This is a genomic window from Mucilaginibacter aquatilis, assembly GCF_009755275.1.
Classification (GTDB): domain Bacteria; phylum Bacteroidota; class Bacteroidia; order Sphingobacteriales; family Sphingobacteriaceae; genus Mucilaginibacter; species Mucilaginibacter aquatilis.
Map to the genome: position 1 here is coordinate 438,873 of NZ_WQLA01000002.1, position 26,665 is coordinate 465,537.

The window sequence follows — 26,665 nt, forward strand, 5'->3', positions numbered from 1 at the left end:
AGAAATAACCATGACTGATAAACCTCAATATGTAATTGGCGTTGATTACGGCTCGGACTCGGTGCGCTCTGTAATTGTTAACGCTGCCGACGGTAAAGAGCTTGCTACCTCGGTGTTTTATTACCCGCGCTGGCAAAAACAACAGTATTGTGATGCTGCCAAAAACCAGTTTCGCCAGCACCCATTAGATTATATCGAGGGCCTGGAAAGCACCATTAAAGCTTGTATAATCAAAGCCGGACCGGAAGTTGCTGCCCAAGTAAAAGCCATTGCGGTTGATACAACAGGTTCTACCCCTGTTGCGGTAAATAAATCCGGTGTGCCCTTGGCCTTACTGCCCGAATTTGAGCACCACCCGGCTGCCATGTTTGTGCTTTGGAAAGACCATACCTCGGTTAAAGAAGCTGCCGAAATTAACGAGCATGCTACTAAGTTTGATACCAACTACCTGCAATATGTGGGTGGCATTTACTCGTCGGAATGGTTTTGGGCAAAATTGCTGCACATCCTGCGTACCGATGAGATAGTTCGCAACAATATTTACTCATGGGTTGAGCATTGCGACTGGATACCGTTTTTGTTAACTGGCGGTACCAATGCCGATGATATTATGCGCGGTCGTTGTTCATCAGGCCACAAGGCACTTTGGGCCGAAGAGTTTGGCGGTTTACCACCCGATGAGTTCTTCTCGTCACTCGATCCGCTTTTGAAAGGATTTACTGAGCGTTTATATAAAGATACCTACACGTCAGATGTATCTGCCGGAAACCTGAGCACTGAGTGGGCAGAGCGTTTAGGCCTGTCAACCGATGTGGTTATTGGCGTAGGTGCGTTTGATGCTCACATGGGTGCCGTAGGTGGACAAATTGAGCCTTATCACCTGAGCAAGGTAATGGGTACATCAACCTGCGATATTTTGGTTGCCCCTAACCGCGATATGGAAGGCAAACTGGTTAAAGGTATTTGCGGGCAGGTTGATGGCTCGGTTATCCCGGGCATGGCAGGCTTAGAGGCCGGTCAATCAGCCTTTGGCGATACCTATGCCTGGTTTAAAAACCTGGTGGCCTGGCCAATTCAAAATCTGCTCAATAACTCAGCAATAGTTGACGTTCAAATTGCCGAAGCTTTGAAAGAAGAAATGATTGGTAAAATCATTCCTGAGCTGAGCAAAGCAGCTGCAGCATTACCGTTAGACGAAAAAGCCGAATTGGCAACCGATTGGTTTAACGGCCGTCGTACGCCTGATGCCAACCAACTTTTAAAAGGTACCATTACCGGTTTAGGTTTGGGTAGCGATGCTCCGCGGGTATTCCGTGCACTGGCCGAGGCTACCTGCTTTGGCGCTCGTAGCATTGTAGAGCGTTTCCGTAGCGAAGGTGTACCGGTTGAGGGTATTATTGGTATTGGTGGTGTGGCTAAAAAATCGCCCTATATTATGCAAATGATGGCCGACGTGCTGCAAATGCCTATTCGCATACACCAGTTTGAGCATACCTGTGCATTAGGTGCAGCCATGTTTGCAGCTACGGTTGCAGGTATCTATCCTAAAGTTGAAGAAGCTATGGCTGCCATGGGTGGCGGCTTTGACGTAGAGTACTTCCCTGAGGCTGGAAACGCAGAGTTTTATAACAAGCGTTATGCGCAATATAATACCCTAGGTAAGTTTACTGAAACAACAGTATAACTTCAGAACCGGAATTTGAAGAATTTTTAGAAAAAAACAGAATTCTGTCAATTCGATAAATTCTTCAAATTCCGGTTCAAGACAAATAAATTCGAAATCGATCATCCGAAATCTGAAATAACAATGTACGATCACATTAAAAAGGCTGCTTACGATGCCAATATGGAACTGCCCAAGTTAGGGCTGGTTATTTTCACGTTTGGTAACGTGAGCGCTGCCGATCATGACTTAGGCGTTTTTGCCATTAAACCAAGCGGTGTACCTTACGAGGATCTGTCGCCCGAGAAAATGGTGATTGTTGACTTTGACGGTAATACCATTGAAGGCGACCTGCGTCCATCATCAGACACTAAAACCCATGCCGTATTATACAAGCACTGGGGACGTTCGGTTGGTGGCGTTTGCCACACGCACTCTACCTACGGCACCGCCTGGGCACAATCACAGCGCGATATACCAATTTTTGGTACTACCCATGCCGACTATAATACGGTTGACATCCCTTGTGCTCCGCCAATGATTGATGAGTACATTGCCGGCGATTACGAGTATAAAACCGGCTTCCAAATCATGGACGTGTTTCAGGATAAAGGTTTGGATTACAAAGAGGTTGAAATGGTACTGGTGGGTAACCACGCACCATTCAGCTGGGGTAAAACTGCTGCTAAGGCAGTTCACAACAGTGCCGTGTTAGAAGCAATTGCTAAAATGGCCCTGCTAACCGAGCAAATCAATCCGCAGGCACCACGCCTAAAAGATGCGTTAATACGCAAACACTACGAGCGCAAGCACGGACCTGATTCATATTACGGACAAAGTTGAGTGAGTGGGTGAATGGTTGATTGGTGAGTAGTTGAATACTACCAAGGCTTATCATCCGTTCACTCTTAGAAACTACTTAACTCAATAATCTAATCAACAACTTAACAATTCAACAAAAAGAATGATAAACTTAAAAGAACTTGAAGTTTGGTTTGTAACCGGCAGCCAGGACCTTTACGGCGAGGATACGCTAAAACAGGTTGCCGAGCACTCGCAGGAAATTGCACGTGGTTTAGATGCCAATGCAACCGTTCCGGTAAAAGTGGTATTTAAACCAACTGTAAAATCATCCGACGAAATATACAGCCTTATTCAGGAGGCCAACGTAACGCCTAATTGTATTGGCTTAATTACCTGGATGCACACTTTCTCGCCCGCTAAAATGTGGATTCGCGGTTTGAGCATCCTTAAAAAACCAGTGCTTCACCTACATACCCAATTCAATGCCCAAATTCCTTGGAGCACTATGGATATGGACTTTATGAACCTTAACCAGAGCGCCCACGGCGACCGTGAGTTTGGTTTTATGATGAGCCGTATGCGTTTACGCCGTAAAGTGGTTGTAGGTCACTGGCAAGAGGAAGAAGTAGCCAACCAAATTAGCGTTTGGGCTCGTGCTGCTGCCGGTTGGCACGATTGGCAAGGCGCTAAGTTTGCACGCTTTGGCGATAACATGCGCTTTGTAGCCGTAACCGACGGCGATAAAGTAGAAGCTGAACTACAGTTTGGTTTCTCGGTAAACTCTTATGGTATTGGTGATTTGGTAAACGTAATTAACTCGCTTGATTACTCATTGATCGATCAGCAGATTGCCGAGTACCACGACTTATATGATGTAGCTGCCGAACTGCAAAAAGGCGGTGCTCAGCATCAGTCATTAATTGAGGCTGCTAAAATTGAGGTAGGTTTACGTACCTTCTTAAAACAAGGAGGCTTTAAAGGCTTTAGCGATACGTTTGAAGACCTGCACGGCATGGTACAATTACCAGGTATAGGCGCACAGCGTTTAATGGCCGAAGGTTACGGTTTTGCCGGCGAAGGTGACTGGAAAACTGCTGCCCTGGTACGTGCCATGAAAGTAATGGGTGCAGGTTTGCCGGGTGGTAACGCCTTTATGGAAGATTATACTTACCATTTTGACGGTGCTAACTCAATGGTATTAGGTTCGCATATGCTGGAGGTTGACCCTGCCATTGCAACCGGTAAGCCAAAGGTTGAAGTACATCCATTAGGTATTGGCGGTAAGGCCGATCCGGTACGTTTGGTATTCAACGTGGCCGGTGGTGCTGCCTTAAATGCTTCAATTGTAGACATGGGTAACCGTTTCCGTATGATAGTAAATGAGGTTGAAGCTGTTGAGCCGACTAACGACTTGCCTAAACTGCCTGTAGCCCGCGTACTTTGGAAACCATACCCCAACATGAAAGACGGATGTGCGGCCTGGATTTATGCCGGTGGTGCTCACCATACCTGCTATAGCCAGAACTTAACCGACGAGCACTTGCATGCCTTTGCCGAAATGGCGGGCATTGAATACCTGCTTATTGGTAAAGAAACCAAGCTGCGCGAATTCCAGAAAGAAATTGCCTGGAACGATGCTTACTACAAAATGGGTAAATACTAAAATTGCCCAAGCAAAATATAAAGCCCCTGCATATGAATTATGCAGGGGCTTTTTTTGTTATGATTTGTAGCATAACTGTTAAAGCACACGTAATGGCTTTAAACCTTAATAAATCATTGTTATGAAAAATTTGAAAATCATACTGCTTGCAATTTTTGGCATGATGCTTTTAAACTCCTGTAAGAAGGATAAAATAGAAGTAAACGAAACTAAAATTTACGAGCAGATGCATAATAAAATCACGTCAGACACCACTCCGGACTATATAAGCACTTGGCAGGTTACGCTTAATCCTGATGGTAGCGGCAATGTTGTGCCTGGTGGCGATATAGTTTACCCGGGACGTTATGAAATTAAAGGATCGTTGTTAAGGGTTAAATCGGGTAATGAAACCTTTGAATTTGATATTTTATCTGATACCGAAATAAAGGAAAAGAAATACGGCGCGTTGCTGCAATTACGACAAAAGTAGTGTGGTAAAAAGTGATGGGTTTGCCCTGAATATTATGGTTATAGTAAATAATTTACTTTTACTGTAACCAATTAGCGTTTGGTAACATCTTATATTCAGAACAACAAACTTATTACCATGATAACTATAGCCAGAATTTTATTAGCTGCTGCCCTTGTAACAGGGGTTGCACAAACTAATGCTAAGCCAAGCATTAACATAACTAATTTTACCGATGAGCAGGACCGTCACCTATCAGGCTTTTCTTCGGTAAGTGTTTCAGGTTCTTTTGATGTTTATTTAACGCAGGGAGCCAACGAATCGGTTAAAGTTGAGGCCGATGCCGATGAAATAGATAAAATTATTACGGTTGTTGAAAACGGTGTTTTAAAAATATATACCAAACGCAATAACAACTCGGGCTGGAACTGGGGTGGAACTAATAAGAAGCGTATAGTAAGAGTCGTAGCTAAAGATTTAAATAAAATAGGTCTTTCTGGTTCTGGCGATGTGTTTTTTAAGGATGGCTTCCGTACGCAGGATATGGTAGTAAGCCTTAGCGGATCTGGTGATATCAGCGGAAAACTGGATGTTAAAAAGCTTGATGTATCTATTGTAGGCTCAGGAGATATAAGCCTTACAGGTAATGCCGAAACATCAAACGTAAAAGTATCAGGTTCGGGCGATTATAATGGTCGCTCTTTGATTACCGCTGTTACTGCAGTTAGGGTAGTGGGCTCAGGAGATGCTGCGGTTAACGTAAGTCAAAAACTTGATGCCTCTGTTGCTGGCTCGGGCGATGTACGTTATACCGGTGCCGTTAAGCAGATATCAACGTCAAAAGCCGGTAGTGGCGATATTCACAAGTTTTAAACAGCTTAAAAGTATTGATGAAAAGGCGCTCTTGCGCCTTTTATTGTTTTTAAGCATTAGCAATTTACTAACGCATCATAACACAGGCAAAAGCATAAACTTTTGTCAATATAGGCTTAACAATGCGGCCATAGATTTACGGTTTACCAATGCACGCCTATGTTTAAGTTCTTCGTTCCAAAAAATACTGTTTTCTTTAACCTGTTCAATCAATCGGCTACAAATAACGTACGCATGGCCGAGCTGTTATACAAAACCGTAAGTAGCGAAACGCCGCACGATGAAAAAATGCATTTTAATCAAATTGCACGCCTTAAATCAACAGGCAATGAATTAAAACACCAGGTATATACGGCTTCTTCACGTGCGTTGGTGTCGCCTTTTGAGCGCAATGATATGTATGCTTTGGCATCGGGCATAAACCAGGTATGTGATACCATACATGTAGCCGCACGCAGGCTTAACCTTTATCAGTTAAAATTTGTTGAGCCTGCCATGAAAGATATTGCAGGCCTTATTATTGAAGCAAGCATTGAGCTGGAAAAAGGTGTGCAAAACCTGGGTAATTTGACTTTAACACATGATGTAAGCACATGCTGTAAAAAAATACGCCAGCTGGAAACCTATGCCGATCAGGTTTATAACAAAGCACTCTCTTCACTCATTCATAATGAAACCAACTGCATTGAACTTATCAAATACACTGAAATATTAGCCGCACTCGAAAGAGCAACTGATAAGTGTGAAGATACTACCGATATTATAGAAAGCATTATTGTAAAAAATGCCTGATGTAAGGTGCTATTTAATGCTGTTTAAATAAACCTCCAACATAGTGTAACCGCTTCTATGAAGCTCATTACCATCGGCCGCATTGTTTTTATCAAGACCATTTGCTGCCTCCCAGTTATCAGGGATGCCATCATGATCGCTATCAGTGAACGTTTTGCCCGTTTGATAGGCCGGCCAGCCGCCTACGCTAGTGGCATCATCAATTATACCGGCTTTTTGAAGCGATCCCATTCCTTTAGGATTATTATTTTTTACCTCACTTACTATTCGTGCGTCAACGGCATCGCGCTTTGGGAGCATTGCCCCGGCTTTTTGTAAAACTAGTTTATAAGCATCAGGCGCAGTTTGGGTGGTTGTTTTTTCAACCGGGAAAGGTGCGTTTACAATTACAGCGGCGCGTTTTTCTTGTGGTACCCTATTGAGATCCAAACCAGCGTTATTATCAGCGGTTAAGGTAGCATCGCCTTCCATGGTGTTGCCGTTCATGTACCACTGACCGGTGCCTTTTTCATACAGGGCTTCACAAAAAATTTTTTTGAAACCCTGCGTAGCTGGTCCGGGCTTGTAATAGTTATTAACCATGTTAATCTCCGATCGTCCTCCGGGTATTTTAATGTCGCCGCCGTAGCATGATCCGGTACGCCCCCAATTATAAATTACGTTATTGCGGTAATCAATTACGGCAACGGTATCATGGGCACGGGCGCCGTTAAAGCGCACAGTGCGGCTAAAATTGTTAGAAATAAGATTGTGATGATAGGTAACATATTGTCCTCCCCAAACACCGCCGTAACTGCGTTTTCCTTTTAAATGACCGGCATTATAAAGACCTTCACTTACAATGCACCATTGCACCGTAACGTTTTTAATATCGTACATAGCGGCACACTCTTCGTTAGCCCAGCTAAACGAGCAATGATCTATAATTACATTACTCATGTTTTCCATATCTAAACCGTATAAGCCCGAGGCTGCCTTACCACCGGGCCTTGAGCGCAGGTAACGTATAATGATGTTGCCGTTTTTACCCCTTCCGTTAAGTATAAATGAATTGCCTTTTAAACAAATGCCATCGCCGGGGGCTGTTTGCCCGGCAATGGTAAGGTTTGAGCGGCTTACCTTAATCTCCGACTTTAAATCTATTATTCCACCTACTTTAAACACAACAGTAAGCGGTTCGTTGGGGTAGGCATTAAGTGCTTCCCTGAAACTACCGGTCCCTGAATCATTCAGGTTTGTAACCTCGGCAATTTTACCACCGCGGCCCCCTGTTGCATACTTGCCAAAACCTTCCGCTCCCGGAAAAGCAACCAAGGCACTGTCAGTAACATTTGCGTTAACAGGCTTTGCTTTAAATGATGACAGGTATAGCGCACCTGAAGCAAGCAGGGCAGCGAAGATCAGAGATTTCATAAAATGCCGGTTTAATTAGCGTTTACAAGTAGTTACAAACTTAAGTTATTATAACAACCGGCTTTGTAAAACTTACGATAGCTTAAAAATATCTGACGGAAAACAATGCTAAGCCGTAATCAAACCCGAGCAATATAAGTTGCTGGCACAAATGTTCATTACAAGGTTAAGGCCTCAAAGGAGTAACCCTGCTTTTGCCATATCTCCAACGCCCGTGGCAGCGTATACTTTAAACGGTTAAATGCTTTAAGACTGTCATGAAACACTACTATTGATCCGTTTTCGGTGTGCTTTAGTACGCCTTTTAAACAATCTTCGGGCTTTAAACTCATATCAAAGTCTCCGCTAAGCACATCCCACATAATGATTTTAATGCCTGGTTTAAGCTGTTGAAGGCGGCTTATTTGCGTGCGGCGTATACGGCCGTAGGGTGGCCTGAAAAGTGTTGTCTTCAACTGCTCGTTAGCTTGCAAGAAATTGTTAATGTACGTGTCGTTGTCGGTTTTCCAGCCTTTCAGATGATTGTAAGTATGGTTACCTATTGCATGGCCGCCGGCTTTTACTTCTTCAAAAACATCAGGGTGTTTGCGTACATTATCACCTATGCAAAAAAAGGTAGCCTTGGCGTTAAAATCCTTTAGTGTTTTAAGCACAAATGGCGTAACTATGGGTATAGGGCCGTCATCAAACGTAAGGTAAATAACGGGTTTATTGCGCGCAGCATTCCAGCATAATTGCGGGTACAACTTTTTGAGCAGCCAGGGCGTTTTTACCAGGTACATGTACAAATAAAGCTATTTTTATTGAGAGCTGTTATACCTCAATAAGCAAACCTAGTTTGCTTGTGCTTCTTTTGCCCGGAAGTATTTTATGTAATAGTCTGTTCCTATAAGCAAGTAAAATATAAACACCGCTAAAAATATAAGCTTTAACAGCTCAGCTGAGATGCCGAGGTGTTGAAACGAAATTTATTTTTGACGAGGATAAGCAATTTTAAGGATGAACATTTGAAATCAGCGTTCAAAAAAACATACCTTTGCAAATTCCGGTTATTCAACATATAAACCGCCGCAAGTTTAGAATGCAACATAAGCCAAATAAAATTCTGGTAGTTGGTGGTGGCAGCTGGGCCACTGCTAACGTAAAGATGCTTACTGATAACACTACTAAAAAAGAAATTTTTTGGTGGATGCGTAATCAGCAGGCTGTTGAGCATGTGCAGAATATTAAGCACAATCCTAATTACCTCAGCTCGGTTGAAATTAAGGTTCCGGAACAAAACATTTCAACAGACCTTAAAGGCCTTGTTGCGCAAGCCGATTTTATATTGCTTAACGTTCCGGCTGCATTTTTGAAAAATGCACTTTCGGGCATTACACCTGCCGATTTAGAGGGTAAAAACATCATATCGGCTATTAAAGGAATAGTGCCCGATGAGAACCTGATTATAGGTGAATTTTTGCATAAATATTATAATATCCCTTACGAGCGCTTTTTAGTAATCAGCGGTCCTTGCCATGCTGAGGAAGTTGCACTTGAGAAGCTTTCCTATCTTACCATAGCCTCTGCCGATACTAACCTTGCAGCCGAATTTGCCGCTATGCTTAGTACACGCTACCTTAAAACCATCGTGTCTGACGATATATATGGTACCGAGTATGCGGCAGTGCTTAAAAACATTTACGCTGTAGCCAGTGGTATTTGCCACGGTGTTGGTTATGGTGATAACTTTCAGGCGGTGCTTATATCTAACGCCCTGCGCGAGATGAAAGACTTTGTAGATGCGGTTCACCCTATTGACCGTGATATAAAAGAAACTGCTTACCTGGGCGATTTGCTGGTAACAGCTTACTCGCAGTTTAGCCGCAACCGTACCTTTGGGAATATGATAGGTAAGGGTTATACCGTAACATCGGCGCAGTTAGAAATGAACATGGTTGCTGAAGGTTACTATGCAGTAAATTGCCTACACCAGGTTAACAAACAGTATACAGTTAGTATGCCTATATGTGAGGCTGTATACCGCGTTTTATACAAAAAACAATCTCCCGTACTGGAAATGAAGCGTTTGGCCGAACAATTGAGTTAGTTTTATTAAATTAACTTAATTGATACCATGAAAAACGTACTTAAAGTTGCTTTATTGGCAGCCGGAATATTTATTGCTGCCGATACTCAAGCTCAAATCTTAAAAAAAACAGGCCAAGCCATTGATAGCGGTGCAACCAAAACAGGCCGTGCAGTTGGCAAAGGTGCCAAAGCTGTAGGCAAAGCCGGTAAAAAAACCGGACAAAAAACTGCTGAATTAGCCGTTAAAGGAAAATCGGCTGTGGTTGATAAAAAATACGATGGCAAGGTTGGCCCACAAGGACAAACCATTTACATCGATAAAAATTCGGCTTATTACTACGTAAACAAAAAAGGCCGCCATGTTTATGTAAGAGAATCAGCTTTGGTAACTAAACCAAATAATTAATATACAATACAGCATGCCTGCATTGCGGGCATGCTTGCTTTTGCAACCTTCCCTGCATGAAAAACTATCTACTCATTTTAGTTCACGTTATATGTGCACTTGTTCTTATTTCTGCTGCTTGCTCTGAAACGGGTAATAGCAGCTTAAAAGGTAAGTGGCGTTCTACCGATGGCAAAACACAGCTTCAAATTACAGGTAAGCAGTTTATATTGAGCGAAGAGGCTGAGCCTGTTGCAGAAGACTACTTTGTTAAAGCAGATACCATATTTACATCCTTTGAAGGCAGCGCGCCAACAAAGTTTGTGATACAGCAATTGGATAATAAGAACCTTAAACTTCTTTACCCCGATTCACTTTCAGTTGCATTTGTACGCTAAAAACAAAAGCCTCCCCAATTAAGGAAAGGCTTTGTCAAACTAAAACTAACTGCTTTAAGTTCAGGTTTGCTGAACCAAAGCAAAAAACTAAATGCTAGTATCTTTTACGGCGTTCACCTCTGTCTTCGCGGCGTTTTCCTGAAAAGTCGCGGAAACCGCCACCCTCTTTACGCTCACCGCTGCGGTTACCACCATCGCGACGGTTGCCGCCAAAGCCGCCACCCTCACGTTTTTTGTAGCCACCGCCACCATATCCGCCACGGTCACCACCGCGTTCGCGGTCGCCATCAGCAGATACCTCAATACGCACCTGACGGCCTTTATACTCAGCCGATTTAAATGCGTTGAAAGCCTGGTCAACATCGCCGTTAGCAACTTCAAGGAATGAATAAACACCCTTAATGTCAATTTTGCCAATAGTGCGGCCAACAATGTTTGTTTGATTACAGAAATAACCTAGCAAATCGCCACGGGTAAAGCCATCTACCGAACCCAGGTTGATAAACAAACGGGTAAAGTCGCCTCTCATGCCGGTGCGCGGATATTTCTCACCATTATCACGACTTGCACGTACTTCTTCAGATACATTCAAATCAGGAGCATTTTTGTAATACTCTAAGAAGCTGTTAAACTCAATAGATGCAAAACGCTTGATGATTTCCTCTTTGGTCATGTCGGCAAACTCATCCATGATGCGTGGTAAATAAGGCTCAATCTGACCTTCGTTTATCTCCACATTATGTACTTTATGTATTAAACCAAACAGTTGTTTTTCACAAACGTCAAATCCTGTAGGAATTTCAGCTTTGGTGAATTTTTTACCAATTACGCGCTCAATCTGACGTATTTTGCCAACTTCTTTTGAGTTAACAATTGCAATTGATACACCAGTTTTACCTGCACGGGCAGTACGGCCGCTACGGTGGGTGTAGTTCTCAATTTCGTCTGGTAGTGAGTAGTTAATTACGTGAGTAACATCATTAACGTCAATACCACGTGCAGCAACGTCAGTAGCAATTAATAACTGCAGGCTGCGTTCACGGTAACGTTTCATCACCTTATCGCGTTGTTGTTGCGAAAGGTCGCCGTGAAGCGAGTCGGCATTATATCCGTCTTTTACTAAAGCCTCGGCAATTTCCTGAGTTTCAATTTTGGTACGGCAAAATACAATACCAAAAATTTCGGGGTTAAAATCAACAATACGCTTAAATGCCGCATACTTGTCACGGGCACGTACAACATAGTACTCATGCTCAATGTTGGCATTACCTGTGTTTTGCTTGCCCATGGTAAGCTCATGCGGATCGGTCATATAGTTTTTAGCTATACGCCTAACCTCTGGCGGCATGGTAGCCGAAAATAGCCAGGTTTTTTTCTCATCAGGGGTAGTAGAAAGAATCTCATTGATGTCTTCCTGAAAACCCATGTTCAGCATCTCGTCAGCCTCGTCTAACACCACGTAGCGGATGTTTGAGAAGTCGATAGCATCGCGGCCAATAATGTCAAGCATTCGGCCGGGTGTAGCCACCACAATTTGCACACCGCGTTTAATCTGGCGCAACTGATCGCCAATGCTGGCGCCGCCATAAACGGCCACAACGTGTACGTTTTTAACGTTTTTCGAGAAGTTTTTAAGGTCGTTGGTGATTTGCAAACACAACTCGCGAGTTGGGCAAAGCACTAAAGCCTGTGGTGTGTTTTCTGTAAAATCGACTAATTCTAAAAGAGGTAGTCCGAATGCAGCCGTTTTTCCGGTCCCGGTTTGGGCTAATCCGACAAAATCGTTGCTGCCAGACAATAGTACAGGAATAGAAGCTTCCTGAATAGGCGTAGGACTTTGAAATCCTAAATCACTAATGGCATTAACAATATCATGACGGATTCCCAGTTCTAAAAATGGGTTGTTCATGAATTAAAATAACGAATTTGGCAACATCGCCAAATCGGGTGCAAAGGTAAGAAAAATAAATGCCTTTACAAGCCCTCATTTTAAAATGAGACAGTGATGACTGTGTGCGGATAATTTTTTGACTGACAGTGATTTACTGCTTTGAGCTTAAATTCATGTGTAGCTTACCGTAAACGGTCGGCCGAACGTACCAACGCATTGTCTCTTTTAATTGCTTTAATAGCCAATAGTATTAACAAAATTGCAATTGGTGCAAGAAAAAGCCCAATGCCAAAATTGCTGGTGTTGAGTGTTACCGCTCCAACTACTCCTTTAACCGTTTGAGCCACCCAAAAGCTGTGGCCAATAATTGCCAGTATAGTTACGTAGGCAAGCACAATTTGCTGTTTACGGTTGCGAAACAAAAATATAGTAACCAACGGCAGTAAGGCAACCACAGCAGTAGCAGCGGTTAAGGCCACAAATGATTGAATTTGTTGCTGTTGTCGGTTAACGTCCTGCATAAGGCCGGTAACCTTTATGCTTGTTGGTATATTGTTGATGTAAACGTTGTTTGCAAGTGTAAATAAGTAAAGGGCAAATATGGCCAGGCTAGCCAAAAATAAGTATATGCTTTGTACGCGTTGTATCATGATTAGTGTTTATAGCAAGGCAAATATAAAATTGTTTGCTTAAATAATGACTTAAGCTTGCGGCAAGGTTTGCTACCTTTGCATCGTGGCCCAATTACAACGCTATTTTTTAGAACTGGCTTATGATGGTACCCGCTATCATGGGTGGCAGGTGCAGCCCAATGCCATGAGTGTTCAGCAAAAATTAAATGAAGCTTTAGCTGTTTTACTGCGCCAGCCGGTTGAAACTATTGGAGCAGGCCGTACCGATACGGGCGTACATGCAAAACAGTTATTTGCTCATTTAGATGTTCCGGTTATTGATTTGCCTGCAGAAGCGGCTGTAGAAGAAGTTTCAAAGCAAAATACGAAAGGGCGGAACAGCCTTCGCCTTGAAAGCTTGAATGCTTTACTTCCTCATGATATTGCTGTTAAACAAATAATACCGGTTCATGCCGATGCACATGCCAGGTTTGACGCTACGCAACGGTCTTATGAATACCACATGCATTTTGATAAAGATCCGTTTAAGCAAAATAACTCGTGGCAGGTTAAGGGTGAGTTAGATGTAGAAGCCATGAACCATGCAGCAGCAATTATAATGGAGTATACTGATTTTAGTTGCTTCAGCAAATCAAACACACAGGTGTTTACCAACAACTGTAAAGTTGTAAGGGCGCAATGGCTGCGTAGTAAAGACGGACTTGTGTTTCATATATCGGCCGATAGGTTTTTGCGCAATATGGTACGCGCTATTGTGGGAACTTGTATGATGGTTGGCCGCCACGAAATAGAGCCCGAAGGCATTCGTTCCATCATTGAAAGTAAAAATCGTAGCAACGCCGGAACATCAGTGCCTGCCTGCGGTTTATACTTAACAGAAGTAAGGTATCCGTATTTGTAAATGGCAGATTTTAGAAACTCGATTTCGGATTTAAATTCATACGAGAGTGTGTCAACTTTTGCAAAAAGCAACAAATTCAAAATCAAACATCCGCAATCTGATATTAAAGAAAAATGTCTAAAGTAACAGGAAAGGCACTTGATGTACAGCTGCTTAAACGTATTATGGTTTACGTTAAGCCATATAACCGCACGTTTGTCATTGCTGCATTTTTAACTATATTTTTAGCTGTAATTACCCTGGCTCAACCCATGCTGATGGAAATTGGGTTAGACAAATATATTTTAGCCGGTAATTATAACGGGTTGGTTTTTATAGTAACACTGATGATTGCGCAATTAATTGTGCAAACCATAGCGCAGTATTATCAAACTTATTTAACAAACGCCTTAGGGCAATCAGTCATCCGTGATTTACGTATAGATGTTTTCAATCATGTAATGAGCCTGAGGTTAAAGTATTTTGACCGTACGCCCATTGGCATGCTCATTACCCGCACCGTATCAGACCTCGAAACCATTGCCGATATATTTTCAGAAGGTTTGATATCAATAGCAGGCGATTTGCTTTTGGTTATATCTATAATTACTTACATGCTGGTGCAAGATTGGAAGCTGACGTTAATTACCCTCATTCCATTGCCTTTTTTACTGGGAGCCACTTACATTTTTAAAGAAGCTATTAAATCTTCATTTCAGGATGTGCGTACGCATGTGGCTCAACTGAATACTTTTTTGCAAGAGCATATTTCAGGTATCAGCATCATTCAATACTTCTCGCGCGAGGCGCAGGAAATGCGCAAATTTAATGCGGTGAATGAAAAATACCGCGATGCCAATATCAGGTCAAACTGGTATTACTCTATATTTTTTCCGGTAGTGGAAATTTTTATGGCCTGCTCAATTGGTTTGCTGGTATGGTATGGTTGTAAACGTATTTTGAGCGATCAAACTATGGCCTCCATTACTGCCGAAGGGCAGGGTATTACACCGGGTAAAATATTAGCATTTATTACTTTACTTAACTTGCTTTTCAGGCCCATACGTCAACTGGCCGATAAGTTTAACACCCTGCAAATGGGTATGGTAGGTGCCGATCGGATATTTAAAGTTCTTGATACTGATGAAGTAGCGCCCAATAGCGGTATAATCAACAACGTTAAGTTAAAAGGGCAAATTGATTTCAACAACGTTTGGTTTGCCTACAATGATGATAATTGGGTGCTCAAGAATCTTACCTTTAATATTAAGCCCGGCGAAACGCTTGCTTTGGTTGGCGCAACAGGTGCAGGTAAATCATCAACCATAAACATACTAAACCGGTTTTACGAAATTGGGAGGGGTAATGTGAAGGTTGATGGCGTAGATATTCAAGACTATGAACTGAGATTCTTGCGCTCACAAATTGCAACGGTAATACAAGATGTGTTTTTGTTTTCAGACACTATTGCCAACAATATAAGCCTTAACAACCCGGCCGTTACACGCGAGCAAATTGTAAAAGCAGCAACCGAAGTAGGCGCACATGAGTTTATTGAACGCCTGCCAGGCGGGTACGATTACAATGTAATGGAGCGCGGGGCAACCTTATCAGCGGGCCAGGCACAGTTGATATCTTTTGTGCGGGCGCTGGTATATGATCCGGCTATTTTGGTGTTGGATGAAGCTACCTCATCGGTTGACACCGAAACGGAGATACTCATTCAAAATGCTATTGATAAGCTAATGCAGGACCGGACAGCTATTGTGATTGCTCACCGTTTGTCAACCATACAAAAGGCTGATAAAATTATTGTGCTTGATCACGGCGAAATTAAAGAAATGGGCAGTCACCAGGAATTATTACGTATTGAGGATGGTTATTACCGTAAACTATACGACCTGCAATTTAACTCAGCGGGCATAGATAGGGGATAATAGAGCCAGGAGACAATACCCAAGAGCCAAGAATATCGATGGAATGAAAAATATCTCTTGGCTCTTGGTTTTTGCTTCTATTATTTCACCGGCGGATTATCCTTCTCCGGGTCTTGAAATTCATCGGGCGGAGTTTTTATCGGATTAACCGGCTCTTCGCTGTTTTCACGTGTTTTGGCTACGTTGCCAAAATTGGCGTTGTCTTTATCATAATCTTCATCTTCGGACTTTTTTACGGCTTTGCCACCGTTATCATTTGGCCTGTCGGTTGGTGTATCAGATGGAGATGGTTTATCGTGTTCGTTTGCTGGTTGGTGCATCATAAAATCAAGTTTTTGGTATATTAAGCTTAACAGCCGGCCTTAATGTTTGTTTATTTGCGCAAATAGAAGGCAAACGTTAAGCGTTAAAGTTTGTTAAAAGCCAACGCTTAACGCCGGCAAATGGCATTAATAATTAATAAAGTTTTACCTTTAACCAAGCGATTTTTTAATTTCGCATCCCAACAGGTACTATATGGAAGAATTTGAAGCAAGTACGGCCGCCAAAAAAACCAAAACCATTTACATATCAACGGTTTTTGGTATTGCTATGGTGTTGCTTATGGTGGGTATGCTGGGGTTGATACTGGTACATGCCAACAATTTATCACGCTATATTAAAGAAAATATGGTGGTGAACGTTTTTGTTGATGAAGGTGCGCGTGAAACAGATGTGTTGCAATTTCAGCGTCAGCTGGATGGAAACCCATTGGTGAAACGCACGCAGTATGTAAGTAAAGAACTCGCTGCGCGTAACCTGCAAAAAGATTTAGGCGAAGATTTTGTAAAGTTTTTGGGTGTAAACCCGCTTTCGCAATCTATAGATGTTTACATGCGGGCCGATTATGCCAACAATGCCGATTTAACCCGCTTTGCTAATGAACTGCGTCAAAACCCTTTGGTTAAAGAGGTTAAATACCAGCAATCGTTAGTTGAACAGATGAATAAAAATATCACCAACATCAGCTTGGTTATACTTGCGTTTACAGGCATATTTGTTATTTTATCGGTAGCGCTTATCAACAATACTATCCGTTTGGCTATATACTCACAGCGGTTTTTGATCAAATCAATGCAGTTGGTGGGTGCAACAAAAGCTTTTATACGTAAGCCATTTTTGTTATATGGTATATGGCACGGGCTGTTAGGTGCATTAATTGCAACCATTATTTTAGTGGGTACGCTGTACCTTGCCTATAACCAAATTCCTGATTTAATAGTGCTGCAAAACTACTATGAGTTTGCCATTATATTTGTTGCCATTGTATTGCTTGGCATATTCATATCGGGCTTTAGTACATTTTTGGCGGTTAACCGTTTCCTTCGTTTAAAAATTTATCAATTATATAGATAGTACAATATGGCTCAAAAATTTGAAAAGCCTGCAGGCACACCAACAAGGCCTTCTATTTTAGGTAATAGCAAGCCGGCTGCTGCACCTGTTCAGTTTGTGTTTGGCAAAGCCAATTATCAAATACTGGCAGTTAGCGTGCTTATTGTAACTTTAGGCTTTATACTAATGTCGGGCACTACTGATATTTACAGCACTACTAAAATTGTGATTGCGCCGCTGGTTGTATTAGCAGGTTTCGGCCTTGCTTTTTATGCCATTATGAAAAAGCCTGTAGCCTAACGCATGACTGTAATACAAGCTATTATTTTGGCCATTATTGAAGGCCTTACGGAGTTTTTGCCAGTGTCATCAACCGGGCACATGATTATTGCTTCATCGGCCATGGGCATTGCCAGTAATGATTTTGTTAAGTTGTTTACTGTTGCCATTCAATTAGGTGCTATACTTTCGGTAGTTGTACTATACTTCAAACGTTTTTTTAAATCGCTCGATTTTTATTATAAACTAATAGTTGCCTTTATACCGGCGGCCGTTTTTGGTTTATTATTCAGCAAAAAAATTGATGAGCTGATGGAAAGCGCCCTTACCGTTGGTATAACGCTTTTTGTTGGCGGCGTTATCCTTTTGTTTGTTGACAAATGGTTTGGAAAAACTGATGTAGAAGACGAAAAGGATATAAACTATGCTACGGCATTGAAAATAGGTTTTTTTCAATGCATTGCCATGATTCCAGGGACTTCACGTTCAGCTGCTACCATTGTAGGTGGTATGTCGCAAAAGCTGAGCCGAAAAGCTGCCGCAGAGTTTTCATTCTTTTTGGCAGTACCCACCATGTTTGCTGCAACAGCCAAAAAACTGCTTGACTTTTTTAAAGACGGGCACACCTTCAACGGCGAAGAAATTAAGTTACTGGTAATAGGAAATGTAGTAGCGTTTATAGTTGCCCTTTTAGCTATACGTACATTCATCACCTTTTTAGAGAAAAAAGGCTTTATGCTATTTGGTTGGTACCGCATTTTAGTTGGTGCAGTTATTATAGGTCTTTACGCAACGGGGCATAACCTGGAGATAATCTAAAGCCATAATTCAAGACAATATATTAAAGCGGTCTGTCCATCGAAGGGTAGATCGCTTTTTGATTTTTACATAATTTTCCTCTTGATTCTGTACGCTGTACTCTTGATTGTTATTTGTTACCTTTGTGCTTTATAAAGAGTTTTGAACGAAGCACATCCAAAATATAAAGACTTCAATTTTGTTGAAGGCGAACTATTGTTAATTAACAAACCTTACCGCTGGACTAGTTTTGACATTGTAGGTAAAGTGCGTAATGCATTTAAACCACTTAAGTTGAAAGTTGGCCATGCGGGTACCCTTGATCCGCTGGCTACCGGGTTGCTTATTGTTTGCACTGGTAAAATGACCAAGCAAATTGATACCTTCCAGGCCGAAGAAAAGGAGTACACCGGTACATTTACACTGGGTGGCACTACGCCATCCTATGATATGGAAACCGAGGTAGATCAAACCTTTGAAACGGCTCACCTTACTGAGCAGATTTTAAGAGAGGCTTGTACACAGTTTATTGGCGAAATTCAACAGTACCCACCGGCGCACTCGGCTATTAAAGTAAATGGTGAGCGGCTTTATGAAAAGGCCCGCCGGGGCGAGGAGGTTGAACTTAAAGCACGCACATTAACAATTACAGAATTTGAGCTAACCCGTATTGAGCTGCCTGAAGTCGACTTTAGAGTTGTATGCAGTAAAGGTACCTACATCCGCTCGCTGGCAAATGATTTTGGTAAAGCCGTGAACAGCGGCGCTTATTTATCAAGACTAAGGCGTACACGCAGTGGTAATTTCAAGGTTGAAGATGCTTGGGAGATTATGGAATTGGTTGATGTAATTCGTGCTCAAAATTCGCCCCACCCAAACCCTCCCCGGGAGGGAGGGCTTAATGAGGGGATAGATTTTAACAATATCAGGGAATACAGGCAAACAGCCGACTTAAAAAATTATGAGCAGCTAAAAGCTAATAGTCGCTCTAATCGGCACATGCCTACAGAGGCGGAAGGCACTTTGTGGCAGCTACTACGAAATAACAGTACTGGATATAAAGTAAGAAGGCAGCACGCTATTGATAACTATATTGCTGATTTTATATGCCTTCAAAAAGGTTTAGTAATAGAAGTTGATGGCAAATATCATGAACATATTAAAGAAGCTGACAGTATAAGAACGGATGCTCTAAATCATTGGGGCTTTGAGGTAATCAGGTTTGATAATGACGAGGTTCTCGCACAGCCACAAAAGGTTTTTGACGAGATTAGAAATAAGATAAATAGTATGCCCGACAGAAAGAAAGCCCTCCCTCCCGGGGAGGGTTTGGGTGGGGCAACAGAAAGCGTTAACACGGGAGGGGAAGTATGAGAGTCTATCATAACATAGACGATTTTACGCCGCTACCTAATGCAGTGGTAACCATTGGTACATTTGATGGCGTACACCAGGGGCATCGTCAAATTATTGCGCGCTTGAAAGAGCTGGCCCGTCAAACAGGTGGCGAAACTGTTATCCTCACCTTTTTCCCGCATCCACGAATGATTATTCATCCCGAAGATCAGAGTTTGAAGTTAATCAGCACGATTGATGAGCGTGCGGCGCTGCTTGAAGAACTTGGTGTCGATCATTTGATTATAACTCCTTTCTCTCGCGATTTTTCTAACCAAACGGCTGAAGCTTACATTTATGATGTGCTGGTTAAAAAAATTGGTACCCGTACTATTATCATTGGTTATGACCATCGGTTTGGTAAAGACCGCCATGGCGGGTTGCAGGATTTGCAGGCGGCTGGTCCTGAGTATGGTTTTGACGTAATTGAAATTCCGGAGCAGGACATCAACCATGTGGCTATAAGTTCGACCCGTATACGTGAGGCATTACTAAGGGGAGATATAGAGCAGGCTAATACCTTTTTAGGATACTCATTTTATTTAACAGGTAAAGTTATACGTGGCAATCAAATTGGACGGCAGTTGGGCTACCCTACCGCTAACCTGCTTGTTGAAGAAGGGTATAAGCTGATACCTGCCGATGGTATATTTTCGGCAACGGTAAAAATTGGTGCCGAAACTTTTAAGGGCATGGCATACATTGGTCACAGGCCAACCATTAATGGTATGACGCGCAACATCGAAGTGAACTTATTTGATTTTGACCGTGATATTTACAATCAAAGTGTGCAAATGAACTTTCATCATTTCATCAGGCACGATGTTAAGTTTTCTTCGCTTGAGGGCTTAAAAGAACAACTAGCGCAAGACAAAATTGCGGTAATGGCCGTGCTCAATAATTCCTGATACTTTTAGCTGCTACATTCAATTACAAAGTAATCTTCATATATTGGTTTAGTCAACTTATAATTGCAGCTACTTAAAGAGTTGAAAAGTAACTAAACAAGCTATTGGCTAACCTAACAAATGAAACTAAATCTTGATAAGCAGGAAAGCGAGTTTTTAAACAAGGCAATTGCGCACTGGGAAAAGGAGCAACTGCTTTCATCGGAGCAGGCTGAAAAGCTGCGTGCATCTACCGAGGTGAAAGGCTTTGACTGGATGAGGCTGGCTCAATATTCATTTTGGGTGGCTTTGATTTGCGGGGCAATTGCCGTTGGCTCGCTTATAATCAGCGACCAGGTTATTAACTGGATCAAGAGCCTTTATTATACGCCCGATATTATCATTGCTATTGGTTCGGGAGCACTTGCTGTCGGTTGTTTTTATGTTGGCCGCCGTCGTGAAAAATTGGTTCCGCAAAGGGTTTTTAGTAACGAGGCAACCATATTTACCGGTATATTATTTACTGCTTGTAGCATTGCCTACTTTGGTAAAACCTTCGATAATGGCTCCGGGCATTACTCCATTCTCTTCCTTATTTCGGTATTCATATACGGGTTTTTGGCCTGGAAGTTTAACTCACGCATGATATGGCTATTTGCCCTGGTATCATTAGGCAGCTGGTTTGGTACCGAAACCGGTTACCAAACTAAGTGGGCTTATTACTTTTTGGGGATGAACTACCCGCTGCGCTTTGTTTTATTTAGCATGGTTTTATTGGTTGTATGTTACCTACTTAAAGACAAACCGTTTATACAGCAATTTTGGGATTTAACTTACGTAGTAGCCTTATTGTATCTATTTATATCATTATGGTTGCTCAGTATTTTCGGAAATTTTGGGCAGCTTAATGATTGGCTTCAGGTTAAGCAAATAAGTTTGTATTACTGGGGAATAATATCATTGGGAATAGCAGGCGGGTTTACGCTTTACGGTCTTAAAAGTAAGGATGCCATTGCCCGCGAGTTTGGCATAACCTTCGTGCTTATTTTTATCTACACCAAATACTTTGAGTATTTATGGAATCATATACCAGGAACCGTTTTCTTCGCTGTTTTGGCGGCGTCATTTTGGTTCATTGGTCGCCGTGCCGAAAAAATATGGAATTTGAACGCGTAAATGGCGTTTATTAAATATTCTTAATTGCTCTAACGTCGCTGTTGTCACATCTTTAATAGCTTAAGTGTGACCATTAATATATTTTAAATAATATAATACAGGTAAACAAAAGCTTTTTACTGTAGTTGTTTTATTATATAAGTTGTACTTTTGATGTGCTTAACTTATTGAAAGAAAGCAATGATAACTCAACTGTTTAAATATATAACCCTGGTTTGCCTCATAGCCGGTATTTTAGAATACAGCCAGGTGCCGGTTATATCAGTATGGGGAAATTATAGCAAAACCACAGAGCAAAGCGATAAAGGCTTTTCCGAAGATCCGGTTAAGGAGTCTGAAAATATTCGTTCAGAATCAGCTAAGGACTTTTTACACGAGGTTAATCTATTTCGTTTCTGCCAGCCGGTGTTTGTAATAGTGGTTAAGCATATCGTTTTTCACCGGGCCGATTTTCCCTACCATTTCTACCCCGACGTTCCTACGCCCCCACCAAACTGCTAAGCTGTAACCAAACAGTTTAAACATGTGCTGTAAGGCATAATTTGTTGCCTGCGCACCATTCTTTTACCTCAATTTACATAAATATAGTTATGAAAACTTCAAATTTTATAGCAGTGCTATCAGCATTGTCATTATTCTCTACCGTATCATTTGCTCAAAGTAAAGTTTCTGAAAATCAGCTTAAACAAAACGTTACGCCCATTAAAGGTGCTCTAAGTGCCGTTAATCAAATTGAGCCCATTAGCTACAATTATAATAACCAGTTAAATGGTTTAAAGCTACCTGGTGGAACTCAATATGGCTTTAATGCTGATAACGTTCAATCTGTTTTACCAAACATAGTACGCACGCAAAGCATGTTGCCTGCAGCGCCTCGTAAGGGCTCGGTACAGTCAGTTGATATTAAAACAGTTGATGTGCAAAGTTTAGTGCCAGTGTTATTAGGTGCAATAAAAGAGCAGCAACAACAAATTGACGCCCTTAAGGCCGAGGTACAAGCCTTACGTACTAAGGGTGGAAGCAATACTTCTGCAGCTATTAAATAATTGATTCTTCTTTTTCTTTTTAGCAAAAATGCCCGGTGTTGTAACCGGGCATTTTATTTTCTGTCTCTCTCTACTTTGTTTTTTCATTAAGAAAAGCAATAAGCTTCTCCATGGCAATAGCCCGGTGGCTTATATGATTCTTTTCTTCCATGCTCATTTCGGCAAAAGTTATATTGTAGCCCTCAGGCTCAAAAACAGGATCGTAACCAAAGCCCTTAACGCCAACTTTTTCATCGCGTATTGTTCCGTTAATTACGCCCTCAAAAAAATGCTCCTCGCCGTTCCAAATAAGTGAAATAACAGTAATAAAACGCGCTTTACGATTATCTACGCCTCTAAGGTTATGCAACACTTTTGCAATGTTGGCCTCATGGTTGCCATGCTCGCCCGAGTAGCGTGCCGAGTATACGCCAGGTTCATTATTCAGTGCTTCTATTTGTAAGCCGCTGTCATCGCCAAAACAGTTAAGGTTATATTTACTATATACGTAATGGCTTTTAATCGAAGCATTCTCGTTAAAGGTAGTGCCGTTTTCATCAATCTCGTCATGGCAACCAATGTCGGTAAGGCTTTGTAGCTGCAACCTGTCGCCGGTTTTGGCGGCCACTTCCTCTAACTTATGTTGGTTATGTGTAGCAAATACTAAAGTTGGCTGCATGTATTAAAAGGTTTTTATCAAGTTCCAGAATATGCGCGTGTAATCTTTATTGCCCAGCATGTTGCCAAACCCAAAGGTATAAAGCGTCTTTACTTGTGCGGTGTGCTGTATTTCGTTAGGGTTGAGCGCAGGCATAGCAGCAGGCAGCGCATTTTTTCCTAAAATTAAGAGTTTTTCTGGTTTAAAAAAATGGCTTATATCAGTCCACAGCTTGCTATTGGCTTTAGCCATGTTTAAAATAGCAACATCGTCCTGCATGTAATTTATACGTGTTAAGGTACCGGTAAGTGCATTTAAGTGTTCGGCAGGCATATGATCAATGTCGGTATAGCATACCAGTATCAAAAAGTTTTTTTGATTACCGCCTAAGTAATTAAATGTAAGTGCCGGCGTTACAGGAGTAGAGGTTGCAGGCAAGGTAATAGTTTGTGGTGCAACAGTAACGTTGCTTGCTTCAGGCGCATTAACCGGATTTTGAGCTACCGGTTGAGTGTTTGCAGCATCGTTGGCCTGTTCATTTAAATTAATGTTTTGATATAAAGATTTGTCGCTTTGGAGCAAAAACAAATCTTCCTGTAAAAAATAGCTGAGATGTTCTGCCTGCATATCCATTGTCACTTTAACAATTTTTAACAAAAATAGCTAAAGCAAGTGATGCTTTATGGGCATATTCGCATAATATTATAGCACAGGCATATAATGACATATTTATGCCGCCGAAGTGCAGAAATTTTGCGAAATTCGGAGGTTTTATTAAAACGCCGTGCAGTATATACTGTAAGGTGTTCAATTAAAGGTAAATGAGAAAGTTTGGATTTATATTTTTAAGTTTTTTACTTATTGCAACAGCTGTATCTGCGCAAAAAATATCGCTTGATAAAGTAGCTGGTGTGGTGGGTAGCAGTGTGATTTTAAAGTCGGATATTGAGTTGCAGTACGCGCAGTACCTGGTATCTGGCGGGCAACCCGATGCCGATATCAAATGTACTATTTTAGGGCGTTTGCTCACACAAAAGCTTTTGGCTCAGCAAGCGGTGATTGATAGTGTTACCGTGACTGAAGATGATGTGGACGGCCAGATTGACAGACGTATGCGCGGAATGATTCAGCGCGCCGGCGGGCAAGACCGTCTGGAGCAGTTCTTAGGTCGCTCGGTAATTCAGTATAAAGATGAGATACGACCTGACATTAAGGAGCAAATGATTGCCGAAAGAATGCAGGGAAAAATAACTGAAAAAGTAGGTGTAACTCCTCAGGAAGTGACCCGTTTTTTCCAAAATATACCTAAAGACAGCTTACCATCTTACAACAAAGAGGTAGAGGTAGGAGAAATTGTTTTTCAGCCAAAACTTAGCAAAGAAGAAAAGCAATTTTATAAAGACAAGGCCGAAGGTTTACGCACACGTATCAAAAACGGTGAAGACTTTGCCAACATTGCCCGCCTATATTCTCAGGACCCGGGTTCGGCACAAGAGGGTGGCGATTTAGGCTTTTTTGATCGCCAGGGAATGGTTAAAGAGTTTTCGGCAACTGCGTTTAAACTTAAAGCAGGCGAGTTATCTCCGGTTTTTGAATCAGAGTTTGGTTTTCACTTTTTGCAGGTGCTTGAGCGCCGCGGCGAGCAGGTGCATGCCCGTCACATACTGATTACTCCGGTTATTACCCCTGCAAGTTTAGACAGGGCTAAGGTTAAGGCCGATAGTATTTATACCCTGCTAAAAACCAACAACCAGCTTGATTTTTCAACCGCCGCATCAGTTTACTCTGATGATAAAGAAACCAAGTACAACGGTGGTATGCTGATGAATGCTGAAAACGTACAGGCACGTTCAACCTTAATTCCAACTGATAAACTTGAGCCTGCCGTGGCACTTGTAGTTGATACCATGAAGGTTAACACCATATCTAAACCGCAGTTGATAACTGCCCAGGATGGTAAATCAACTTATAAAGTATTTTATTTACGTTCGGTGACTGATGCGCATAAAGCCAACCTGGCGCAAGATTTGCCAAAAATCAAAGAGTTAGCGCAAAGCGATAAAGTTAACCGTACAGTAAGTGAGTGGTTTGAGAAAAAGCGCAAAAGCACATTTACACGTATTGACCCGGAGTTTCAGTCATGCAAGCAATTAAAGGATTGGAGCACGCCCACCACAAGCGCGCAAGTTAAGCCATAAAAACAATGTCATTATACCGTTCGGATGTAGAAGCTGCTGATGCCCTTAAAACGGCCTATCAGGATATAAGGACCGAAATTGCCAAAGTAATTGTTGGGCAGGATGAAGTAGTTAAATCTGTTTTAATTTCCATATTCAGTAACGGTCATTGTTTATTGGTAGGTGTTCCCGGCCTTGCAAAAACTTTGTTGGTGCAAACCATTGCCCGAGTGCTTGATCTTGATTTTAACCGTGTACAGTTTACGCCCGATTTAATGCCATCAGACATTATCGGCGCCGAAATATTAGGGGAAGACCGCCACTTCAAATTCGTAAAGGGTCCTGTTTTCTCTAACATCATCCTTGCAGACGAAATAAACCGTACACCACCCAAAACGCAGGCAGCCTTGCTGGAAGCCATGCAGGAGAAGGCAGTTACCGCAGCAGGTATCACGCATAAACTTCAGCAGCCGTTTTTTGTACTAGCAACGCAAAACCCAATTGAGCAGGAGGGCACCTACCCGCTTCCCGAGGCTCAATTAGATCGTTTTATGTTTAACGTTACATTAGGCTATCCTACCTTTGCCGAAGAATTGCAGGTTGTGAAAAATACTACCAGTACCAGCAAGGTTGAGTTAAGTAAAATCATCGGGGCTGCCGAAATTATAGCATTTCAGCAATTGGTACGCAACATTCCGGTAAGCGATAACGTGCTGGAATATGCCGTAAAAATGGTTGCCAAAACCCGCCCGCAGGGAGAGTTGGCAACAGCTAACGTTAAGCGGTTTTTAAATTGGGGAGCCGGTCCGCGTGCATCGCAGTATTTGGTACTTGGCGCAAAATGTCACGCAGTAATAAGTGGTAAATACTCGCCCGATATTGAAGATGTGCAAGCTGTAGCTAAACCCATACTAAGGCATCGCATAGTGCGCAGTTACCATGCCGAGGCGGAAGGTTTATCAACCGATCAGATTATTGAGCAGCTTTTTTAAAGTTTTAATTATTGATATGCAGGTTATTCGGCTTAGCGTTTTCGCAAAGGTT

28 protein-coding genes and 1 pseudogene are annotated in these 26,665 nt (G+C 42.1%); 22 read left to right on the forward strand and 7 right to left on the reverse strand.

The window, feature by feature from the left end:
- Positions 1-10 precede the first annotated feature (10 nt).
- The 6 genes from GO816_RS06370 to GO816_RS06395 all read left to right on the forward strand — a co-directional run bounded on the left by GO816_RS06370 (position 11) and on the right by GO816_RS06395 (position 6,246).
- A complete protein-coding gene (locus tag GO816_RS06370) occupies positions 11-1,684 on the forward strand; it encodes a ribulokinase (protein ID WP_157540516.1) in 1,674 nt (557 codons plus the stop codon).
- A 123-nt stretch (positions 1,685-1,807) separates the two neighbouring features.
- Positions 1,808-2,506 carry an L-ribulose-5-phosphate 4-epimerase gene (locus GO816_RS06375; RefSeq protein WP_157540517.1) on the forward strand — a complete coding sequence of 233 codons (699 nt, stop codon included), beginning with the start codon at positions 1,808-1,810 and terminating at the stop codon, positions 2,504-2,506.
- Positions 2,507-2,627: 121 nt separating this feature from the next.
- The gene (gene araA / locus GO816_RS06380; RefSeq protein ID WP_157540518.1) at positions 2,628-4,130 is read left to right on the forward strand and encodes an L-arabinose isomerase; all 1,503 of its coding nucleotides are present in this window, start codon (positions 2,628-2,630) and stop codon (positions 4,128-4,130) included.
- A gap of 121 nt (positions 4,131-4,251) precedes the next feature.
- On the forward strand, positions 4,252-4,602 hold the full coding sequence (locus GO816_RS06385) for a hypothetical protein (protein ID WP_157540519.1): 351 nt from the start codon (positions 4,252-4,254) through the stop codon (positions 4,600-4,602).
- A gap of 117 nt (positions 4,603-4,719) precedes the next feature.
- Positions 4,720-5,454 carry a head GIN domain-containing protein gene (locus GO816_RS06390; protein ID WP_157540520.1) on the forward strand — a complete coding sequence of 245 codons (735 nt, stop codon included), beginning with the start codon at positions 4,720-4,722 and terminating at the stop codon, positions 5,452-5,454.
- Positions 5,455-5,613: 159 nt separating this feature from the next.
- The gene (locus tag GO816_RS06395) at positions 5,614-6,246 is read left to right on the forward strand and encodes a DUF47 domain-containing protein (protein ID WP_157540521.1); all 633 of its coding nucleotides are present in this window, start codon (positions 5,614-5,616) and stop codon (positions 6,244-6,246) included.
- Positions 6,247-6,255: 9 nt separating this feature from the next.
- Here the strand turns inward: GO816_RS06395 and GO816_RS06400 are convergent, their stop codons facing one another.
- Complete coding sequence (locus GO816_RS06400) at positions 6,256-7,659, reverse strand: pectate lyase family protein (protein ID WP_157540522.1); 1,404 nt, start codon at positions 7,657-7,659, stop codon at positions 6,256-6,258.
- A gap of 158 nt (positions 7,660-7,817) precedes the next feature.
- A complete protein-coding gene (locus GO816_RS06405) occupies positions 7,818-8,441 on the reverse strand; it encodes a polysaccharide deacetylase family protein (protein ID WP_157540523.1) in 624 nt (207 codons plus the stop codon).
- A 299-nt stretch (positions 8,442-8,740) separates the two neighbouring features.
- Here GO816_RS06405 and GO816_RS06410 point away from each other — a divergent pair, with 299 nt between their 5' ends.
- The 3 genes from GO816_RS06410 to GO816_RS06420 are packed head-to-tail and all read left to right on the forward strand — an operon-like array spanning position 8,741 to position 10,512.
- The gene (locus GO816_RS06410) at positions 8,741-9,748 is read left to right on the forward strand and encodes an NAD(P)H-dependent glycerol-3-phosphate dehydrogenase (RefSeq protein WP_157540524.1); all 1,008 of its coding nucleotides are present in this window, start codon (positions 8,741-8,743) and stop codon (positions 9,746-9,748) included.
- A gap of 27 nt (positions 9,749-9,775) precedes the next feature.
- A complete protein-coding gene (locus GO816_RS06415; RefSeq protein WP_157540525.1) occupies positions 9,776-10,135 on the forward strand; it encodes a hypothetical protein in 360 nt (119 codons plus the stop codon).
- Between the two features lie 56 nt (positions 10,136-10,191).
- Positions 10,192-10,512, forward strand: a complete 321-nt coding sequence (locus GO816_RS06420) for a hypothetical protein (protein ID WP_157540526.1) — start codon at positions 10,192-10,194, stop codon at positions 10,510-10,512.
- Between the two features lie 94 nt (positions 10,513-10,606).
- Here the strand turns inward: GO816_RS06420 and GO816_RS06425 are convergent, their stop codons facing one another.
- Together GO816_RS06425 and GO816_RS06430 are read right to left on the reverse strand one after the other, a co-directional pair.
- The gene (locus tag GO816_RS06425) at positions 10,607-12,421 is read right to left on the reverse strand and encodes a DEAD/DEAH box helicase (RefSeq protein ID WP_157540527.1); all 1,815 of its coding nucleotides are present in this window, start codon (positions 12,419-12,421) and stop codon (positions 10,607-10,609) included.
- Positions 12,422-12,585: 164 nt separating this feature from the next.
- Entirely contained in the window at positions 12,586-13,053 is a 468-nt protein-coding gene (locus tag GO816_RS06430; protein WP_157540528.1) for a DUF4293 family protein, read from the reverse strand.
- Between the two features lie 82 nt (positions 13,054-13,135).
- Between GO816_RS06430 and truA the strand changes: the two genes are divergently transcribed.
- Complete coding sequence (gene truA / locus GO816_RS06435; RefSeq protein WP_317163605.1) at positions 13,136-13,936, forward strand: tRNA pseudouridine(38-40) synthase TruA; 801 nt, start codon at positions 13,136-13,138, stop codon at positions 13,934-13,936.
- A 113-nt stretch (positions 13,937-14,049) separates the two neighbouring features.
- On the forward strand, positions 14,050-15,852 hold the full coding sequence (locus GO816_RS06440; protein ID WP_157540529.1) for an ABC transporter ATP-binding protein: 1,803 nt from the start codon (positions 14,050-14,052) through the stop codon (positions 15,850-15,852).
- Between the two features lie 80 nt (positions 15,853-15,932).
- Here the strand turns inward: GO816_RS06440 and GO816_RS06445 are convergent, their stop codons facing one another.
- Positions 15,933-16,175, reverse strand: a complete 243-nt coding sequence (locus GO816_RS06445) for a hypothetical protein (RefSeq protein ID WP_157540530.1) — start codon at positions 16,173-16,175, stop codon at positions 15,933-15,935.
- 193 nt (positions 16,176-16,368) lie between these two features.
- Between GO816_RS06445 and GO816_RS06450 the strand changes: the two genes are divergently transcribed.
- The 9 genes and pseudogenes from GO816_RS06450 to GO816_RS06485 all read left to right on the forward strand — a co-directional run bounded on the left by GO816_RS06450 (position 16,369) and on the right by GO816_RS06485 (position 22,807).
- Complete coding sequence (locus tag GO816_RS06450; RefSeq protein ID WP_157540531.1) at positions 16,369-17,247, forward strand: cell division protein FtsX; 879 nt, start codon at positions 16,369-16,371, stop codon at positions 17,245-17,247.
- 6 nt (positions 17,248-17,253) lie between these two features.
- A complete protein-coding gene (locus GO816_RS06455) occupies positions 17,254-17,526 on the forward strand; it encodes a DUF3098 domain-containing protein (RefSeq protein WP_157540532.1) in 273 nt (90 codons plus the stop codon).
- Between the two features lie 3 nt (positions 17,527-17,529).
- Positions 17,530-18,324, forward strand: coding sequence for an undecaprenyl-diphosphate phosphatase (locus tag GO816_RS06460; protein ID WP_157540533.1), 795 nt, complete (start codon positions 17,530-17,532; stop codon positions 18,322-18,324).
- A gap of 141 nt (positions 18,325-18,465) precedes the next feature.
- Positions 18,466-19,161, forward strand: a pseudogene (gene truB, locus GO816_RS06465) (tRNA pseudouridine(55) synthase TruB); the annotation flags it as partial.
- Positions 19,135-19,677, forward strand: a complete 543-nt coding sequence (locus GO816_RS18690; protein WP_198171449.1) for an endonuclease domain-containing protein — start codon at positions 19,135-19,137, stop codon at positions 19,675-19,677. The pseudogene truB and the gene GO816_RS18690, both read left to right, overlap by 27 nt.
- Positions 19,674-20,606: a bifunctional riboflavin kinase/FAD synthetase gene (locus tag GO816_RS06470; protein WP_157540534.1), complete on the forward strand. Its 933-nt coding sequence runs from the start codon at positions 19,674-19,676 to the stop codon at positions 20,604-20,606. Before GO816_RS18690 ends, GO816_RS06470 begins: the two co-directional genes overlap by 4 nt.
- 120 nt (positions 20,607-20,726) lie before the next feature.
- Complete coding sequence (locus GO816_RS06475; RefSeq protein ID WP_157540535.1) at positions 20,727-21,761, forward strand: DUF2157 domain-containing protein; 1,035 nt, start codon at positions 20,727-20,729, stop codon at positions 21,759-21,761.
- A gap of 180 nt (positions 21,762-21,941) precedes the next feature.
- Complete coding sequence (locus GO816_RS06480; protein WP_157540536.1) at positions 21,942-22,262, forward strand: hypothetical protein; 321 nt, start codon at positions 21,942-21,944, stop codon at positions 22,260-22,262.
- Positions 22,263-22,351: 89 nt separating this feature from the next.
- Entirely contained in the window at positions 22,352-22,807 is a 456-nt protein-coding gene (locus GO816_RS06485; protein ID WP_157540537.1) for a tail fiber domain-containing protein, read from the forward strand.
- Between the two features lie 70 nt (positions 22,808-22,877).
- On the opposite strand, the gene GO816_RS06490 is transcribed toward GO816_RS06485, so the two are convergent.
- Together GO816_RS06490 and GO816_RS06495 are read right to left on the reverse strand one after the other, a co-directional pair.
- Complete coding sequence (locus GO816_RS06490) at positions 22,878-23,465, reverse strand: non-canonical purine NTP diphosphatase (protein WP_157540538.1); 588 nt, start codon at positions 23,463-23,465, stop codon at positions 22,878-22,880.
- A gap of 3 nt (positions 23,466-23,468) precedes the next feature.
- Positions 23,469-24,077: a hypothetical protein gene (locus tag GO816_RS06495; protein WP_157540539.1), complete on the reverse strand. Its 609-nt coding sequence runs from the start codon at positions 24,075-24,077 to the stop codon at positions 23,469-23,471.
- A gap of 188 nt (positions 24,078-24,265) precedes the next feature.
- On the opposite strand from GO816_RS06495, the gene GO816_RS06500 reads away from it, so the two are divergent.
- On the forward strand, positions 24,266-25,642 hold the full coding sequence (locus GO816_RS06500) for a peptidylprolyl isomerase (protein WP_157540540.1): 1,377 nt from the start codon (positions 24,266-24,268) through the stop codon (positions 25,640-25,642).
- Positions 25,643-25,647: 5 nt separating this feature from the next.
- Positions 25,648-26,613 carry an AAA family ATPase gene (locus tag GO816_RS06505; RefSeq protein WP_157540541.1) on the forward strand — a complete coding sequence of 322 codons (966 nt, stop codon included), beginning with the start codon at positions 25,648-25,650 and terminating at the stop codon, positions 26,611-26,613.
- Positions 26,614-26,665: the final 52 nt, after the last annotated feature.